The 16,932-nt window shown below is 66.5% G+C and carries 15 protein-coding genes; 9 read left to right on the top strand and 6 right to left on the bottom strand.

The features are described from left to right. Window positions 1–49 precede the first annotated feature (49 nt). From P5G52_RS04580 to P5G52_RS04570, 3 genes are all read left to right on the top strand, one after another. Complete coding sequence (locus tag P5G52_RS04580; RefSeq protein WP_301228646.1) at window positions 50–1,672, top strand: TIGR03767 family metallophosphoesterase; 1,623 nt, start codon at window positions 50–52, stop codon at window positions 1,670–1,672. A gap of 29 nt (window positions 1,673–1,701) precedes the next feature. Then, window positions 1,702–2,433: an MgtC/SapB family protein gene (locus tag P5G52_RS04575; protein ID WP_301225085.1), complete on the top strand. Its 732-nt coding sequence runs from the start codon at window positions 1,702–1,704 to the stop codon at window positions 2,431–2,433. 65 nt (window positions 2,434–2,498) lie between these two features. Then, a complete protein-coding gene (locus P5G52_RS04570; protein ID WP_301225083.1) occupies window positions 2,499–3,530 on the top strand; it encodes a LacI family DNA-binding transcriptional regulator in 1,032 nt (343 codons plus the stop codon). A gap of 531 nt (window positions 3,531–4,061) precedes the next feature. Here the strand turns inward: P5G52_RS04570 and P5G52_RS04565 are convergent. Beyond that, window positions 4,062–4,682: an excalibur calcium-binding domain-containing protein gene (locus tag P5G52_RS04565; protein ID WP_301225082.1), complete on the bottom strand. Its 621-nt coding sequence runs from the start codon at window positions 4,680–4,682 to the stop codon at window positions 4,062–4,064. A gap of 1,751 nt (window positions 4,683–6,433) precedes the next feature. Here P5G52_RS04565 and P5G52_RS04560 point away from each other — a divergent pair. The 4 genes from P5G52_RS04560 to P5G52_RS04545 all read left to right on the top strand — a co-directional run bounded on the left by P5G52_RS04560 (window position 6,434) and on the right by P5G52_RS04545 (window position 9,410). Further along, complete coding sequence (locus P5G52_RS04560; protein WP_301225081.1) at window positions 6,434–7,273, top strand: SDR family oxidoreductase; 840 nt, start codon at window positions 6,434–6,436, stop codon at window positions 7,271–7,273. Between the two features lie 2 nt (window positions 7,274–7,275). Continuing rightward, window positions 7,276–7,911 carry a flavin reductase family protein gene (locus P5G52_RS04555; RefSeq protein WP_301225080.1) on the top strand — a complete coding sequence of 212 codons (636 nt, stop codon included), beginning with the start codon at window positions 7,276–7,278 and terminating at the stop codon, window positions 7,909–7,911. A gap of 111 nt (window positions 7,912–8,022) precedes the next feature. Beyond that, window positions 8,023–9,105 (top strand): fatty acid desaturase family protein, encoded by a 1,083-nt coding sequence (locus P5G52_RS04550; protein WP_301225079.1) that lies wholly within the window; start codon window positions 8,023–8,025, stop codon window positions 9,103–9,105. 74 nt (window positions 9,106–9,179) lie between these two features. Continuing rightward, window positions 9,180–9,410, top strand: coding sequence for a zinc-ribbon domain-containing protein (locus P5G52_RS04545; protein WP_301225078.1), 231 nt, complete (start codon window positions 9,180–9,182; stop codon window positions 9,408–9,410). A 9-nt stretch (window positions 9,411–9,419) separates the two neighbouring features. Here P5G52_RS04545 and P5G52_RS04540 read toward each other — a convergent pair whose 3' ends face one another. From P5G52_RS04540 to P5G52_RS04520, 5 genes are all read right to left on the bottom strand, one after another. Continuing rightward, entirely contained in the window at window positions 9,420–10,178 is a 759-nt protein-coding gene (locus tag P5G52_RS04540; protein ID WP_301225077.1) for an anti-sigma factor, read from the bottom strand. Continuing rightward, complete coding sequence (locus tag P5G52_RS04535; protein ID WP_301225076.1) at window positions 10,165–10,728, bottom strand: RNA polymerase sigma factor; 564 nt, start codon at window positions 10,726–10,728, stop codon at window positions 10,165–10,167. The genes P5G52_RS04540 and P5G52_RS04535 overlap by 14 nt, the downstream gene beginning before the upstream one ends. 75 nt (window positions 10,729–10,803) lie before the next feature. Then, complete coding sequence (locus tag P5G52_RS04530) at window positions 10,804–11,538, bottom strand: class F sortase (RefSeq protein WP_301225075.1); 735 nt, start codon at window positions 11,536–11,538, stop codon at window positions 10,804–10,806. Window positions 11,539–11,609: 71 nt separating this feature from the next. Beyond that, window positions 11,610–12,428, bottom strand: coding sequence for a DUF4397 domain-containing protein (locus tag P5G52_RS04525; protein ID WP_301225074.1), 819 nt, complete (start codon window positions 12,426–12,428; stop codon window positions 11,610–11,612). A 101-nt stretch (window positions 12,429–12,529) separates the two neighbouring features. Further along, window positions 12,530–13,375, bottom strand: coding sequence for an HpcH/HpaI aldolase/citrate lyase family protein (locus P5G52_RS04520; protein WP_301225073.1), 846 nt, complete (start codon window positions 13,373–13,375; stop codon window positions 12,530–12,532). A gap of 302 nt (window positions 13,376–13,677) precedes the next feature. Here P5G52_RS04520 and P5G52_RS04515 point away from each other — a divergent pair, with 302 nt between their 5' ends. Beyond that, a complete protein-coding gene (locus P5G52_RS04515) occupies window positions 13,678–15,039 on the top strand; it encodes an MFS transporter (RefSeq protein WP_301225072.1) in 1,362 nt (453 codons plus the stop codon). A gap of 241 nt (window positions 15,040–15,280) precedes the next feature. Further along, window positions 15,281–16,930, top strand: a complete 1,650-nt coding sequence (locus P5G52_RS04510; RefSeq protein ID WP_301225070.1) for a thiamine pyrophosphate-binding protein — start codon at window positions 15,281–15,283, stop codon at window positions 16,928–16,930. Window positions 16,931–16,932: the final 2 nt, after the last annotated feature.

The raw sequence follows: 16,932 nt of genomic DNA, 5'->3' as shown, positions 1-16,932 counted from the left end.
TGATCAGCGCGGTGGTCTGCCGGCCAATGACACGACCGAAGCGACCATCGTGAAGTCACCGCCCCAGGAGCGCGGCTACCGCAGGCTCGAGCCTGGCCCCGGCGAACCCCACGTCGGACGCCACGAATTGACAGACAAGGACGCCGACGGAAAGTGGTCCGGGCACGGCGAGACGCTGGCCCGACTTATCCACATCACTGACTTCCAGTTAGCAGACCTCGCCTCACCGAGCCGGGTCGAGTTCTTGCAGCGCCTCACAGGACAACCCGCCTGGCGCAGGATGCTTCCGGCATACAGGCCGCAGGAATTCATGTTGACGCAGGCAGTAGAAGCCGTTGTGCGAACGGTCCGGCGGGAAAGTGAAGAAGGGCGCGTCGACTTCGTCGTCACCACCGGCGACAACACGGACTCGGCCCAGGAGAACGAACTCGCTACGTACCTGACCCTGATGAACGGCGGCGACATCGACCCCGGACACGACAACGGCGGACTGGCGGAAACTGTCACGTGCTCGGGTGACCCCGCGTACTGGAACCCTGAACCCGCCTCGGCGGACACCTGGAAGCAGGAGTACGGCTATCCCGACTACCCCGGCGCCGTCGCGGCCGCCGCCAAGAAGTTCACCGGCGCCGGCCTGGGAGCTCCCTGGCTGACCTGCTTCGGCAACCACGACTGCCTGGTGCAGGGACGGGCCCGAGCACAGGCTGGGTATGACGATTTCCTGACTGCCAACCGCAAACCAGTGGCACTCCCGGCGAGGCCTTACAACGGCGCGGATGCGTTGAACGATTACTGCGAGGACCCGCTGTGGGTATCCCAGGGGCCCAGCATGTCCATCGAAGCCAGCCCTGAACGACGGATGGTCAGCAAGAAGGAATACATCGAACGCCACTTCGAAACCACTGGAGTACCCGAAGGCCATGGCTTCACGGCCGAGAACATCAGCACCGGAACGGCCTACTACGCCTACGACGGCGTCCCCGGGCTTCGGGTCATCAGCCTCGACACCACCAACCCTGCGGGCAATGTCGACGGCTGTGTCAACGAAAAGCAGTACCGCTGGCTGGAGGACCGCCTTCAGGAAGTGCATTCGACATATCTTGCCGGCGACGGCACAGAGGTCAGTACCGGCAACGAGGACCGTCTCGTGATGATCTGCTCCCACCACGGGCTGTCCACGATGACCAACGACACCCCTCACCCGGACGGTGAGCACCTGTATCTGGCGCCCGATGTGGAACGCCTGCTCCACCGCTTCCCCAACGTGGTGCTTTGGCTCTCCGGACACACGCACGTGAACCGCATAACACCGCGCCCGCGCACGGGTGGAGGAGGATTTTGGGAGGTGTCCACCAGCTCGGTGGCCGAATGGCCAGTGCAGCTCCGCACCGTTCACTTCACGGTTGTGAAGAACGCGGGAGTGCGGATCCGCACCACCATGATCGATTCCGCCGTCCCCGTCACTCCCACCGGGGGAACAGACCTCCATGACCTTGCGTCACTGCACCGGGAAGCCGCAGCCAATGACGCAGGCTCGGTGGGAGGCCTGGAAGCCGAGGGCAAGCCCGCAGACAGGAACGCCGATCTCCTGGTCCCCTTGCCATCGTCGACCCTCAACGGCCTCGCCGGGCTTATCCGCTTACCCGAGTTGTCTCTGGGCACCAACCAGTGAAGCCGTAGGAAGCACGAGGTATCGCGACCATGGACCCACGCATCGGTTTGTTCAGCGGCACGACTGACGTAGAAATAGCACTTCTCGTCTCGACCTTTATCCTGTGTTCCCTCATCGGCATCGAACGGCAGATCTGGCAAAAGAGCGCCGGATACAGAACTCATGTCCTGGTCGGCCTCGGCTCCTGCGCATTCACTCTGGTGTCTGCCTATGGGTTTGCAGGCGTCCTTGGTTCCGAGGTGAACTTGGATCCCTCCCGGATAGCTGCGCAAATCGTCAGTGGCATCGGATTTCTTGGTGCCGGCGTCATATTCAAGGGACGGGACGTGGTCCGCGGCCTGACGACGGCGGCAACGGTCTGGGAGGCAGCCGCTGTAGGTGTGGCGTGCGGAGCAGGCATGGTGTCCCTCGGTATCGCCCTCACCGTCATCCATCTGTTCACGCTGTTCTTCGTGGCCCCGCTTGTGCGCAAGATTCCGACAGCGGACAGGAAGCGCACCCTGCGCATCACCTATGAGGACGGCCATGGGGTTCTTCGCCAAGTACTCGCAGTAGCCTCATCTATGGGGTTCACTTCCGCGGTGTTGCGAAGCCGGCGCATCGGGGAGGAGAAGCCGCTGGTCCTGATGGAAGTTCGTTTCCTCGGCAAGCACCCCCTGCACAACCTGATCCCGCCTCTGATGGAACTTTCGGGGGTGGAGAGCGTGGCGGTCAGGGGGTCGAGCACCAGAGACTCCGAGCAGGAATACGGAAACGCCTGAGGCACGGGAGCGATACCTCAACACGATTAGGTCTACGGCAGAATGAAACGTATGACGGTGGAACCATGAAGGACCGGAACGGGAAGTCGCGGGTGACCCTGAAAATGGTGGCCTCAGCCGCCGGCGTATCCCCGACACTGGCCAGTTTCGCCCTCAACGACAAGGCGGGCGTCTCCCCAAAGAACCGCGCTGAAATCCTGCGCATAGCAGGAGAACTGGGCTACCAACCTGATCCCCTGGCTAGGGAGTTGCGGACGGGCAAAGCGCAGATGTTCGGATTCATCGTCCGCAACTTCGCCAATCCCTTCTTCAACGACGTACTCACCGGGATGCAGGAGGCAGCTGTCCAAGATGACATCACAATCATCGCCATGGACTCGCACTACTCCCAGGACCGTGAAATCAGCCATATCCGCAAGTTGTCATCGCGCCGCATCACCAATCTCGCGATCGCACCCGTCGGCGCAGCAGAATCTGTCCTGCCCTGGTCCAAGTCAACCCCTCATTCACGTCTCGTCCTGGTTAATTCCTCGATCGAATCGGAATCAAGTGTCGCTCATGTGTCACCCGATGCTGTCTCCGCGGTCACACAGGCTTTCGAACATCTGCGGGAGTTCGGCCACGAACGGATCGCTTTTCTTTCCGCCCCGCCGGGAATCATGTCCGACGCTGACCGGTACTTCGCATACGAGGAACTCTGCAAAGCCCACAGGGTTGCCCCATGTGCCATCTTCACCCCGCTGGAAGCGGGAGGAATCGCCCACAACATCGAGCAGGCGTTGTCCAAGCCTGAACCCCCTACCGCGATCATCACCAATTCCGACTTCTCCGCCCAATACGTTTACGTAGTTGCACGGAAGCTTGGCCTGGCCCTGGGGCGGGACCTGTCCCTTGTAGGCCACGACGACCTGGACACGTCCCGCCTCTTCGATCCACCCATGACAACCCTGCGAGTGGATCGCCGCCAACTGGGGCGCGAAATCTATGCCCGCCTTACGGGAACGACCACTGCGGATCACCGGGAACCGGTACAGCTGATCGTGCGCGCAACAACCGGACCCCCACCGTCACGAAACACGCCTCATGCGAAAGAGTAGCTGGAGCCAAGGGCGCAATTGGTCGACTGGAACCGAGGAGAGCCTGCAGACCGCGAAGCAGACACACACGGCCAGCCGCCCGTCGAGATCCGGCATCCTTCTATCAAGCCGATTCATGACGGGCGTGGAGGGTGACCCGAGGTCCTTCACCCACCTGACAAAAGGTTCATCACCGGCCTTTCAAAACTGGCGGGAGAGTGCCCGCAAAAGGGGTTGTGCCCGGCAGCTGGCCGGGGATTTACCCCAGAATTTTCGGGCTCAGAACTTGCCAGCTAGCCCCCGGTTCGCGGCGGGGCTGTCCAGGCAGGAAGGGTTAAAAGGCGCTTCGGAGCCGGTGCCGTCAGCCGACCATTCGGAGTGTCCGGAGTGTTCGGCCTGCTGAAAGTTGACAGTAATCTCAATGGCTAGCGGCGTGAGGTTTCCTGTGAAGACTGCGGCCCGCAGCAATCACTTGGTCCTCCTGCCCGGGGAGAGTCGAGCACATCGAGTTCGAGAGGGGCCGGTTCGTCAGAACCGGCCCCTACCTGTGCGCTACTGCTGTGCCTTGACCGCGCGGTGACGGCCACGGCCCGCACGGATCAACCCGGCACCGAGAGCCAGGAAACCGGCACCGATGCTCCCGGCAATTTTCATGCTGTCGTCGGTGCCCGTGTAGGCAAGCTGTCCTGTGCTGTCAGTGGCCCCGTTGTCATCGTTGGTCACGAGGACTCCACCGTTGCCGGTGTTGTTCCCGGCGCCCCCCTCGGTGCGGTTTCCTTCGGTATCCAGCTCACAGCCGATACCGTCGCTGTCCCGGTCGAGACCGGCACGGAAGCCCTCTTCACCCATGAGTATGGAGCGGCCCAGTGCGTCCCGGACCTCGGCGCAATTCTCGTAATAGACACCGACCGCTGCATGGTCGAGCACCGGGAGAACGTTGTCGGGGGTGTCCACGACGACAACCGGCGTAGTGGGCACTTCCACGATTACGGGGACCTCTACCTCGACAGGCACAACGACGACGGGAGTCTCCGCAACGGGGACCTCTTCGGCAGGGGTCTCCTCTGCGGGGACTTCTTCGACGGGTGCCTCGCCGGCGGGGATTTCCTCAGCAGGGGTCTCCTCAGCGGGAAGCTCGGGACTCGGCCCCTCCGGGGTTTCCGGGGTAGGCACCGCGGGAGTCTCCGGGGTAGGCACCGCGGGGGTCTCCGGGGTAGGCACCGCGGGAGTCTCCGGGGTAGGCACCGCGGGGGTCTCCGGGGTAGGCACCGCGGGAGCTTCCGGGGTAGGCACCGCGGGAGTCTCCGGGGTAGGCACCGCGGGGGTCTCCGGGGTAGGCACCGCAGGAGTCTCCGGGGTAGGCACCGCAGGAGTCTCCGGGGTAGGCACCGCAGGAGTCTCCGGGGTAGGCACCGCGGGAGCTTCCGGGGTAGGCACCGCAGGAGTCTCAGGGGTAGGCACCGCAGGAGTCTCAGGGGTAGGCACCGCAGGAGTCTCCGGGGTAGGCACCGCAGGAGTCTCCGGGGTAGGCACCGCAGGAGTCTCAGGGGTAGGCACCGCAGGAGTCTCAGGGGTAGGCACCGCAGGAGTCTCCGGGGTAGGCACCGCAGGAGTCTCCGGGGTAGGCACCGCAGGAGTCTCAGGGGTAGGCACCGCAGGAGCTTCCGGGGTAGGCACCGCAGGAGTCTCCGGGGTAGGCACCGCAGGAGTCTCCGGGGTAGGCACCGCAGGAGTCTCCGGGGTAGGCACCGCAGGAGTCTCCGGGGTAGGCACCGCAGGAGTCTCCGGGGTAGGCACCGCAGGAGTCTCCGGGGTAGGCACCGCAGGAGTCTCCGGGGTAGGCACCGCAGGAGTCTCCGGGGTAGGCACCGCAGGAGTCTCCGGGGTAGGCACCGCAGGAGTCTCCGGGGTAGGCACCGCAGGAGTCTCCGGGGTAGGCACCGCGGGAGTCTCCGGGGTCGGGGTTTCGGGGACCTCGGGGCCCTCCGGGATGGGAGCGACGACGACAGGCGCGGGAACCAACACGTAGGAGTAGTGAGAGATGTCCTTCCCGCTGGAGTGGCTGATCGTCACCTGGGACTGGGGGGGAGACAGAACCACGGTCTCGGGACCGTTGCCCTGGTTGGAGGAACCGGCCTTGACGCAGTAACTCGCAATGAGCTGACCCTGCGGGGCAGTAATGGAGATCTGGGTGAGTCCTGACTCCGTAACGTCCTGCTTGCCGCTCGTACCTTCGCCACACACCTGGTCGACAGGTTCCGCCAGATGGCCTGTTGCGAACGCCGGGGCAACAGAAAACGTGCTGAGACCGGCAGTGACGGCGAGGGCGAGTAGCCCTGTGCGCTTGTTCATTTTTACCTGTTGTTTCTGTTGGTTGAGTTCGGGCGTGAATAGGCGCGTAGGTCGCGCCCGCCTCGCCGTGTCCGTTGAGGTCGACGTCGATTGCGACGACGGGTATTTGTGCGGAACCGGTGGCATGGCCCCGCGGCACTCCGTGAAGCGTGGTATGACCTGACTTCTGAACCGTCCAGTCGTTCCGGACTTTCGCGTCACCCAGTGCCACGTTCAGGAGCTGCGAATACTGCGGACACTTTCCAAGTGCATGCAGAAGGCGCGGTCCCCTCGCGCGAAGTACAACACTCAATCTATGAACCCTGGGAGGAGGAAACAGGAGTGGCAACTACTCGTAAATCGCCAGGCTCATCGGAAAAACAAGCCGTTACTACCCATCAATCGACTGTTGACTACTCGAAGAACGAAAAGAAACTACTCGCTACACATCCCTGGCCGCCTCGGTGATGACCACTCACGAAACCGGCTGAACCGCCTGTCGACGCCGCGGCGGCGGCGGATGACACCGTTCCGGCCGTCGCCTTCCCCGGGCGGACGGAAATAATCTCTGCCTCCCCGTGGCTGGAAGGGACATGGAGCAGCGCATCGCAGTCACAGGTTCAACCGGCACCGTGGGTGGCCAGGTCGCCCGCATCCTCGCAGCGGAAGGGGTGCCGTTGATCCTGCCGGTCCGGTCGCCGGACCGCGCGCAGCATCTGCCCGAGTCGATCGTTCGCCAGACCACCTACGCGGACTTCGACGCGTCCGCCGAGGCGCTCGCCGGCGTCGACCTCCTGTTCATGGTGTCGGCCGCCGAGGAAGCGGACCGCGTCGCCACCCACCGCACCTTCATCGATGCGGCGAAGGAAGCAGGTGTCCGGCACATCGTCTACACCTCCTTCCTGGGCGCCGCTCCCGACGCGACGTTCCTCCTCGGACGCGACCACTGGTACACGGAGGAGCACATCCGCAGATCCGGCATGTCGTGGACGTTCCTCCGTGACAACCTGTACCTCGATGTGGTGCCCGCCCTCGCGGAAGACGGCGTCATCCGCGGACCGGCCGGGAACGGACTGCTGTCCGCCGTCGCCCAGGCCGACGTCGCCCGTTCCGCCGCGGCGGTCCTGCGGGCACCCGACGCGCATGTCGGCACGGCGTACCACCTCACCGGACCGGAAGCCTTCACCCTGGCCGAGGCCGCGGCACTCATCACCGAGCTCACGCCCGCCACCGTCCGGTTCGAGGACGAGACCTACGAGGAGGCCCTCGCGTCCCGCGCCCACCACGGTGCCCCCCGCTGGCTGGTGGAGGCCTGGGTCAGCACCTACACGGCCATCGCCCGCGGCGAGATGGCCGGGGTGACACCCGACGTCGAACGCCTCACGGGACGCCGGCCGCTCAGCCTCCGGGACCTCCTCACGGCGAAGTCCTAGGCATGCGCAGGGACGTCGTGCCGGACCCGGAAGCAAGCCGGACCTTCTACAGATTCCTCACCTCCGTCGTCGTCCCGCGCCCCATCGCATGGGTCTCGTCGACGTCCGCGGACGGGGTGGACAACCTCGCGCCGCATTCGTTCTTCACGGTCGCGTCGGTCAATCCGCCGATCATCCAGTTCACCTCCGTGGGCCGCAAGGATTCCGTCCGCAACATCGAAGCCACGGGCGAGTTCGTGGTCGGTTTCACGCCCGAGGACCTGTTCGAGGCCGTCAACGCGACCGGCACCAATTTCCCGCCCGACGTCAGTGAGTTCGACGCCGTCGGCCTCACCCGGGAGCCCAGTGCCACCGTGCGCCCGCCGCGCGTCCTCGAATCGCCTGTGGCCCTCGAGTGCCGGCTGCACCTGATCCAGGACATGGGCGACTGCACGCTCGTCTTCGGTGAGGTGCTGCACGCCGTGGTGTCCGAAGACGTGCTCGACGGCGACCTGCCGGCCATCGACGCCCTGAAGCCGCTCTCGAGGCTCGGCAGGAACGAGTGGGGAACCGCGGGCAGGATCCGCACGATCTCCCGCATCCCCGTCGGGGAATGGCCGGGTCACTACGATGCACCCGGAGGAGCCGGTACGCATTGACCGGACGGCCCGGGACCAGGGGCCGCCCAGGATGCTCCCGTAGAGTGGAGGAATCTGCGGGTTAGCACCCCACCCCGGCTGGGAAGCCTACCGCGACCCCCAGGGACCCCCATGAGCGTTACCGCCGCCCCGCGCACCGTCCGCATCTCCAAGCCGAACGACATCGTCGCCTCCTACTCCGTCCTGCTCAAGCAGGTCCGCAAGGAGGGCCTCCTGAACCGCCGTCGGCGGTTCTACATCTCGGTGTTCGCGGTCCTGGCCCTGGCCATGGGCGCGGCCTGGACGGGGTTCGCACTCCTGGGCGACACGTGGTTCCAGCTCCTGGTCGCGGCCGTGCTCGGCGTGGTCCTCACGCAGGTCGCCTTCCTGGCCCATGAGGCGTCGCACCGCCAGATCTTCAGCACCCGGGGCGCCAATGACTGGTCCGGACGCATCCTCGCCGCCGGCGTCGTCGGCATCAGTTACGCCTGGTGGATGGACAAGCACACCCGCCACCACAACGACCCCAACACCAGGGGCAAGGACCCGGACATCGAGGTGGACACCATCTCGTTCCTCGAGGAGGACGCCGCGAACGCCCGCGGCCTCCAGGCGTGGGTCACGCGCCGCCAGGGCTACCTCTTCTTCCCCCTCCTGACCCTGGAGGGCATCAATCTGCACGCCCGTTCCATCAGCACCCTGTTCTCCCGCCGCACCATCAAGGGCCGTTGGGTGGAACTGGCGCTGCTCGGGGCACGGTTCGGCGCCTACCTCGGCATCCTGTTCTGGTTCCTCCCCATCGGCCTGGCCTTTGCCTTCCTGGGCGTCCAGCTGGCTGTGTTCGGCATCTACATGGGCGCGAGCTTCGCACCGAACCACAAGGGCATGCCCGTGGTGCCGCGGGACAGCAAGCTGGACTTCTTCCAGAAGCAGGTCCTCACCTCGCGCAACATCCGCGGCGGGTCCTTCGTCAACAATGCCTTCGGCGGGCTGAACTTCCAGATCGAGCACCACCTCTTCCCGGACATGCCGCGCCCGCACCTCCGCCGCGCGGCCGTCATCGTCCGGGAGCACTGCGAGCGGCTCCGCGTGCCCTACACCGAGGTGGGCGTCGCAGCCTCCTACGGAGCCGTGGTGTCCTACCTTAACCGCGTCGGCCTCGCCGCACGCGATCCCTTCGACTGCCCTCTGGTCAACCGCTTCCGACGGCCCTAGGTACCACGCGGGACGCTGTGGCAGGAATACTAAGGGTGCTTTCTACTGCGCCCCCAACCCGTTACGGTGGATGAATGTTCTTCCTCTTCGGCCTCACCACGCGTGAGCACCTCCAGTTCACACGCTCAGCCACCTGCCGTTACTGCGGGATGCACGCACCCCAGCAGGTGATCCAGCGCAAGACGAAGCTCTCGGTGTTCTTCATCCCGCTCCTCACCCTCAAGAAGACACGCCTGCAGGTCTGCACGAACTGCGGCGGCACCTCGAGGATCAGCGGCTCGGAGCAGCGCGCCCTCGCCTACTGACCCTGTCCCTCAGCTGCTCGCGGCGTGAATGGTGCCCCTGACCATGCTGATGCTGGAATGGGCGGGGTTGCCGTCGAGGGGCTCGTCCGAGATGTCGACGATGGGATACCTCGCCAGGTCGATGTCCGCGGGCACGGCGAAGCTGGCGTGATCCGCGTCCATGAGGCCGACGCTGTACATCTCCTGCAGGTCGGGGGCTATCAGCCACACCTGCCTGTACCCCTCCGGAGTGGCCCCCGTCAGGTCGACGTCGAGGCTTAGGGTGCCGTCGTCGGAGCGGGAGACGGTCGCTTCCCCAGACCCCGAGAAGCCGGGCAGGGGGTCCAGCTCGGCCTGGGCCAGCACGACGCCGTCCTCGTCCGCGCGCAGCGATTCCAGCCCCCACAACGCTCCGCCGCCCACGAGGATCCCGACGCCGGCGGCAACCGCGAGCCATCGGGCGGAGAACTGCCGCCTCCTCCCGCCGGCCGTGTCCCTGGCTGCATTTAGGGGGCGTACGTTCCCCGACGGTTCGGAGGCCGATGCTGCGCCGTCCACCCCCAGCTCGGCGGGTAGGCCGAGTTCGGTCTTGATCGCGTCCCAAACTGCCGGGCTCGGACGTTCGAGGACGGTCAGCGGCCCCTCGGCCTTCGCGGTGGTGACGACACGGCGAAGTGCGTCCACCTCGGCGGAACAGGTGCCGCACTTCCCCAGGTGCTCCTGCGACCGGAGGTCGAGTGGCTCACCCAGCGCAGCCAGACCGACGGCGTCCGGGTCAAGATGCTGCATCCCACTCCTCCAATCGATTGCGTAGGTGCACGAGACTCCTTCGGATGTGGCTCTTGACGGTTCCTAGCGGAAGATTCATCCTCGCAGAGATCTGCTGGTGGGTGAGGTCTTCGTAGAAGGCCAGCCTGAGGATGGAACCCTGGGGCTCTCCGAGCCGTTCGAGCTCCGATGCGAGGACCACGCGATCGGCGATGGTGTCCACGCTGGCATCGAGTGCCGCGCCGGTTTCGGGCGCGAATCCCGCCCGTACCACCAGGCGCTCCTGCCTGCTCCTGGCCGACAGATGATCGAGGATGACGTTCCGGCAGATCCCCACGATCCACGCCGGCAGAGGACCCGACTGCGGATCGAAGCTGTCCCGGGATCGCCACGCCCTGACGAAGACGTCCTGGGTGATGTCGGCCGCCGCCCCACTGTCCCGCAGGGACCGGAGGGCGATGGTGTAGACGAGCGGGGAGAAGCACCCGTAAGCGGTGGCCATTGCGCGCTCGTCCCCCGCGGAGAACTGCAGGTCGAGTTGCCTCGTCCACTCAGGGCCAGGAGCTGCCATGTGTCACTCCTCAAGCCGGGGCCGGTGCCGCACCGATGCGACGTCCTGCGATCCTTGGCTCCTGTCCCACGAGACTCAGAGCGGTAAGGCTGTGAGCACCACATTATCCTCATAGTCTCCTATCTCCGACAGCCATTCACCCCCGCACGTGATGATTTTCAGTTCATGGTCACCGCCGCGCTTGAAGATCTCCGATCCGTCCAACGTGGCCTTCGGGACGTTCCGCACGTCCGAGACGGCGTAGGTCAACGACCGGCCGTCCTCCAGCCCGACAGTGACGGTGGTCCCGATCGGCACGTCCTTCAGCTGGGCGAACGGCATCACCTCCGTGAGGCTGTCGACGTGGGCGGCGATCACCGCATTCCCGGCCTCCGCTCCGGGTGCAGGACCGTACCGGTACCACCCCGCTTCATAGAAGCTGTCCGGGATCTCCATGGCGCCGTTCTCCTCGATCCCGACGTCCACGACGTTCACGGAGATGTCCGTGCCGGCGATGTCGAGGGTCACCGGGGCCGGGTCGGGAGGCTGGAGCGCGCCGTCCGCCTGCTGGATGGGCACCGGTGCGACCGCCTGCGGCGTCGCGGCGGCGTCGGTCGTCGGGGCGGTGTCGGTCGTCGGGGCGGTGTCGGTCGTCGGGGCGGTGTCGGTCGTGGTGGCTGCGGCGCCATCCTCGGGGCCCGGCCGCGCAGAGGGGGGCGCGGTGAACACGGGCACCGGGTCCGCCGACGACGGATCGTCGCCTCGCGCACATCCCGTGAGGAGGACGGAGGCAAGGACTGCCACTGCGATCGCTGATGGTCTGGAATGCACGGTGTCGGACTTCCCTGTGAGGGCCGGGCGGGGAGGAGAGTCGAACAGCCTCCCCGCCCGGCGCTGCGGTTTCAGGCCCGCACGGTCCGACGACGTGCCGCGGCTACGGCACCGGCGAGCAGAACCAGGAGGGCTGCACCCATCCCGACGGCTGCCCCGTCGTCGTCCTGCGCTGCGAGGCCGGACTGGCCCCCGGGAACGGCGCCGGGAGACGAGTGGAGGCCCTCGATCGTCTGTGTGGCGAGCGCGAGGTTGCCGGCCTCCAGGCTTCCCCAGGCGTACACGATCGTCGAGGTGCCTTCGGGGAGGTTCAGGTCGGCAGGGCCGATCACGGGGGCGGTGGTACCGGTGGCCGCGACTGCCGCCGACACCATACCTGGATCCGTGGTCAGGGAGGCTTCGGCGGGATTGGCGAGGTTCTGGACGATCGCCGCACCCCCGGCCAGGACGTCGACAGCCGGGGCGGCCGCAACATGGCGGACCGTCAGCCGCGTCTTGCCTGCCTCGATGGTCGAGACGTCATTGGTGAAGAAGTTCGCCGTGGGCTGCCCTGCGGCGTCGAGGTTCGCCGTCGCGGTGTAATTCCCGCCGGCCTCGAGCTTCACGTCCACCGGGCCGATCACCGGCGCGCTGGCGTCGGCGGCATCGGCCGCCGTGATGGCCAGCTGGTAGTCCCCGGCCGGCAGGTCGAGCGGACCCGCCAGCGTGCCCGGGGCGAAATCGTCCAGCGTGAGGGTGCCGTTCACATAGACGTCCACGGTGAGATCGGGCACTCCATGGAGGACCGACAGGGTTGCACCGGCCGGGGCTTCGGCGGCAGTTGCCGGGGCAGCGACGGACGCCGCTCCCAGGGCTGCTACGGCTCCAATGGCAAACAAGCTTCTTTGCATGACTACTCCTTGGTGTGGTCCCGTGGCTGGGACTTTTCGCTGACATCCGGTACTACCCGGATGAGCGGCGATTTGGATGCAAGGAGCTGGAAATTTTTTGGTCAGGCGTTCCAGAGGCCGTAGGAATCAGCGAGCGAGGAGATCTTCTGTGCGCGCGCAAGACGCGGCAGGTAGGACCCGTCGCCGACGACGGCGCCCGCGGCATGCTCACGCAGGAGTTCGGCGGCCCAGCTGATCTCGGACTCACTCGGCGACAGCCCGCGGTTGATCGTGTCAGCGGCCTCGGGCCGCAGGCACAGCTTGCCCGTCATGCCCATCGAGGCCGTGACCTTGCAGGCGTCGAGCAGTTCGTCGCCCAGGGCTCCGACGGTCGGACCGTCGATCGGGCCGGGGAGCTGCCCGACACGTGATGCGACGACGAGCTTGGAGCGCGCGTAGGCGAGCGCCATCGGCTCGTCCGATGCCCCCGTGTCACGCCGGAAATCGCCGACGCCGAAGGCGAGGCGGAACGTGCCGGGAGCGCTGGCGATCGCCGTCGCGTTCTCGATGCCGAGGGCGGATTCGACCAGGGCGAGGACGGGCGTCCCCGCCTGCAGGCGCATGGCGGTGTGGGTGACCTGCTCGGGCTTCTCCGTCATGGCGAGCATGACCCCGCGCAGGCCGGGCGCCTTGGACAGGGCAGCGAGGTCGTCCGCCCAGTACTCGGTCTCGATGCCGTTGACGCGCACCCACGCGGTCATGCCGGTGGACAGCGCCTCGACCACGCGCTCGCGGGCCTCGGCCTTGCCCGCAGCGGGGACCGCATCCTCGATGTCGAACACCACCGAATCCGCCTCCGAGGTGAGGGCAGGGATGAAGTTGTCCTCTGAAGCAGCGGAGGCCAGGAGCCAGGATCGGGAGAGCTTGGCGGGAAGCGCGGCGGCGCGGCTGTTTCTGAGGGAAGCCATCCTCAAACAGTACTGAGGACTGCCGCGCATTATCCAACGGAGACGCCCCGCACCTCGTGAACACTACGACCAAAACGGGCTGCCCGTCGGGAGGGACACGCCTCGCACCTTGACCCGCCGAAGGGTCGGGCCTACCATTCGTATACGATTTCGTACTCGGCGTGGAGCACTCGGGTCGGGCCGCCTTCTGGGGGGCCCCTCGCGGGAGTGCTCGTCGCCTCTGCCCGCCCCCATATGCGTCGGAGTGACATCCGATGCCCACCCGCAGCACCAGCCGTCGTCAGAAAACAAGGGAGTTTTTCATGGCACTCGCGTCCGAACATACCGACCCCGGCAACGGAACCCGTATGAGCGCTGCGGACCGCAAGGTCCTGGCCGGAACGATGGTCGGTACCACCATCGAGTGGTACGACTTCTTCATCTTCGCCCAGGCTGCAGGCCTCGTGTTCGCGAGCCTGTATTTCGGGCCCCTCGAGGGCGAGAGCCCGGGCCTCGCCCAACTCGTCTCCTGGGCGACGATCGGCATCAGCTTCTTCTTCCGGCCCCTGGGCGCTGTCGTCGCCGGGCGTCTCGGCGACCGGATCGGACGCAAGGCGATGCTGGTGTTCACCCTGGTCATGATGGGTTCCGCCACCGCCCTCATCGGCCTGCTGCCCACCTACGCCCAGATCGGCGTCTGGGCTCCGGTTCTGCTCATGCTGCTGCGCATCCTCCAAGGCTTCTCCGCCGGCGGGGAGTGGGGCGGCGCGGCCCTGATGGCCGTCGAGCACGCACCGGTGGACAAACGCGGCTTCTGGGGCGCCTACCCGCAGATCGGCGTGCCGGTCGGCATGATCCTGGCAACGCTCGTCCTGTTCGTGCTGCGCAGCTCCATGAGCCCGGAGGCGTTCCTCGCCTGGGGTTGGCGCATCCCGTTCCTGCTGTCCGTCGTCCTGATCGTCATCGGCTACTTCATCCGCGCCGCCGTTGCCGAGAGCCCCGTCTTCAAGCGCATGATCGAGCGCAAGCGGGACACCGCCACCCCGCTGCGCAGTCTCCTCAGGACCAACAAGCGCCAGGTGATCCTCTCCGCCGTCATCTTCATCGGCAATAATGCCGCCGGTTACCTCGTGATCGCCTTCCTCTCCTCGTACGCGCAGAAGAGCCTGGGCATGCCCGCTGCGCCCGTCCTCCTGGCAACCCTTCTGGCCTCGTTCGGCTGGCTCATCTTCACGCTGTACGGAGGCATCCTCTCGGACAGGATCGGCCGCGTCCGTACCTTCCAGATCGGTTACGCGCTCATCTTCGTCTGGATGATCCCGATGTTCCTGATGATCGACACACGGAACATCTGGGCCTACGGCATCGCCATCTTCATCCTCACCATCGGTCTCGGCCTCTCCTACGGACCCATGTCAGCCATGTACGCGGAGATGTTCCCCGCGAACGTCCGCTACTCCGGCATCGGCATCGGCTATGCCCTGGGCGCCATTCTGGGCGGTGCCTTCGCTCCCCTGATCGCCCAGGCCCTGCTCGGCAGCACCGGATGGTCGGGGTCCATCGGGCTGTACATCATGGCCCTGTGCGCCATCTCGTTCATCGGGGCGAGCCTGGTGAAGGAGACCAGGGGTGCGCCCCTCGAAGCGGACAGGAGCTCCGCGGACGCTGAGGGCACCACCCGCTAGGAGAGCCCGGCAGGCGGCGGCAGGGGACTCCCTTCCGCCGCCTGCCAGGTGCCACGCCTGACCGGGCCGCCGGTCCGCTATAGTGGCGATCGTCGGGCGCCGAACGCGCCGTGCCTGAAAAAGAGGCAATAAGGGCGAAGCGGCCCGAGGCACATACGGAAATCACCCACCAACGTCGTCCGGGTGACCGTGTGCGTCACTCGCCGCTGCCCGGAGGACGTTCGTCCCGAAAAGATTCCTGATGACCTCAGTCTCAGCCCGCATCGTGTCCGCCCTCCGACCCGCCGTCACCGAGGTCTTCGGTGTCATGGGGAACGGAAACGCCCACTTCCTGGACGCCGTGATGGCGTCCTCCGACTCCCTGCACTACACCGCCGTGCGCCACGAGGCGGGCGCCGTCGCTGCCGCTGACGCCTACTATCGAGCCAGCGGGAACCTCGCCGTCGCCACGACCACCTACGGGGCCGGGTTCACCAATGCCCTGACGCCGCTTGCCGAAGCCGTGCGGGCCGATATCCCGCTCGTCCTGGTCGTCGGCGACGCTCCGACCACGGGCCTGCGTCCGTGGGACGTGGACCAGTCCCAAATCGCGAAGGGGCTCGGCGTCACCACCTTCACCGTGTCGGCGACCCGCCCCGGGGAGGTGACGACAGCAGCCCTCGACCACGCACTCCAACACCGGGAAGCGGTGGTCCTCGCCATCCCCTACGACCTCGCCGGCGTCGAGGCCGCGGAGGAGGAAGCACGCACCACAACGCCTGCGGATCCCCTCCCCACCCCGGCCGACGGCGACATCCGGCGCATCGCCGACCTCCTGTCCTCGGCACAGCGACCCCTGGTGCTCGCCGGCCGGGGAGCCTGGCTGAGCAGCGCACAGGACGCGGCCGCGAGGCTCGCGGAGCGTATCGGAGCCCTCACGGCGACATCCGCCTTCGCCGCCGGATTCTTCCAGGAGCACCCTTCGGACCTCGGCGTGGCAGGAGGCTTCGCGTCCGCCCGCACGGCGGACCTCATCGAACAGGCCGACGTCGTCCTGGTCCTCGGTGCGCGCCTCAACCAGTTCACGATGCGCTTCGGCCACTCCTTCAACCCCACCGCACGCGTCATCCAGGTCGACCTCGCAGTGGGCCCGACCTCCTCCGCCGTCACCGACTTCATCCGCGGGGACGCCCGGGCGGTGGCGCAGGTCCTCCTCGAAACCGTGGAGGAAACGCCTGCGGACCGCCGCTGGCGGAACGCCGCCGCCCGGCAGGCGCTGCACGCCCACGACGAGCGCGACGACGGGGAGCCGACCGCCCCCGACGGCCGCCTGGACCCGCGGAGCCTGTGCCGCCTGCTCGACCGGCTGCTACCTGCGGACCGCACCATCGTGCAGGACGGCGGCCACTTCATCGGCTGGGCGCCCGGCTATCTGCACGTTCCGGCACCGAACCGCATGATCATGGTCGGCACGGCGTACCAGACCATCGGCCTCGGGTTTCCGAGTGCCGTCGGTGCCGCCCGCGCCCTGCCCGGCTCGACGATTGTCCTCTGCACCGGAGACGGCGGGGCCCTGATGGCCCTCGCTGACCTCGACACCGTCATCCGCTCAGCGCGCCGCGCGGTCATCGTGGTCTTCAATGACGCCGCCTACGGGGCCGAGATCCACCAGTATGCCGTGCGTGGCATCAATGCCGGGCCCATGATGATCGAGGAGGTCGACTTCGCTGCGCTCGCCACTGCACTCGGCGCCAGGGGCAGGACCATCGGTTCCCTCGATGACCTCGCCGAACTGGAGGGCTGGCTGGCGTCCGACGACGACGGCGTGCTGCTGCTCGACTGCAAGGTCTCACAGCAGGTCGTCGCGCCCTATATGCAGGAGATCGTCGCTGCTGCTACCGGCGCCCGCTGAGG

Source organism: Arthrobacter burdickii (assembly GCF_030433645.1).
Classification (GTDB): Bacteria; Actinomycetota; Actinomycetes; order Actinomycetales; family Micrococcaceae; genus Arthrobacter_D; species Arthrobacter_D burdickii.
Note: the sequence above shows the minus strand (reverse complement) of the source record. Positions and strands in the feature narration are given on the sequence as shown.

Bases quoted from the DNA above. Each gene is read 5' to 3' on its own strand.
- P5G52_RS04570 (WP_301225083.1), top strand. From the start codon at position 2,499: ATGAAGGACCGGAACGGGAAGTCGCGGGTGACCCTGAAAATGGTGGCC.
- P5G52_RS04575 (WP_301225085.1), top strand. From the start codon at position 1,702: ATGGACCCACGCATCGGTTTGTTCAGCGGCACGACTGACGTAGAAATA.
- P5G52_RS04510 (WP_301225070.1), top strand. From the start codon at position 15,281: ATGACCTCAGTCTCAGCCCGCATCGTGTCCGCCCTCCGACCCGCCGTC.
- P5G52_RS04520 (WP_301225073.1), bottom strand. From the start codon at position 13,375: ATGGCTTCCCTCAGAAACAGCCGCGCCGCCGCGCTTCCCGCCAAGCTC.
- P5G52_RS04560 (WP_301225081.1), top strand. From the start codon at position 6,434: ATGGAGCAGCGCATCGCAGTCACAGGTTCAACCGGCACCGTGGGTGGC.
- P5G52_RS04535 (WP_301225076.1), bottom strand. From the start codon at position 10,728: ATGGCAGCTCCTGGCCCTGAGTGGACGAGGCAACTCGACCTGCAGTTC.
- P5G52_RS04555 (WP_301225080.1), top strand. From the start codon at position 7,276: ATGCGCAGGGACGTCGTGCCGGACCCGGAAGCAAGCCGGACCTTCTAC.
- P5G52_RS04540 (WP_301225077.1), bottom strand. From the start codon at position 10,178: ATGCAGCATCTTGACCCGGACGCCGTCGGTCTGGCTGCGCTGGGTGAG.
- P5G52_RS04515 (WP_301225072.1), top strand. From the start codon at position 13,678: ATGGCACTCGCGTCCGAACATACCGACCCCGGCAACGGAACCCGTATG.
- P5G52_RS04545 (WP_301225078.1), top strand. From the start codon at position 9,180: ATGTTCTTCCTCTTCGGCCTCACCACGCGTGAGCACCTCCAGTTCACA.
- P5G52_RS04550 (WP_301225079.1), top strand. From the start codon at position 8,023: ATGAGCGTTACCGCCGCCCCGCGCACCGTCCGCATCTCCAAGCCGAAC.
- P5G52_RS04525 (WP_301225074.1), bottom strand. From the start codon at position 12,428: ATGCAAAGAAGCTTGTTTGCCATTGGAGCCGTAGCAGCCCTGGGAGCG.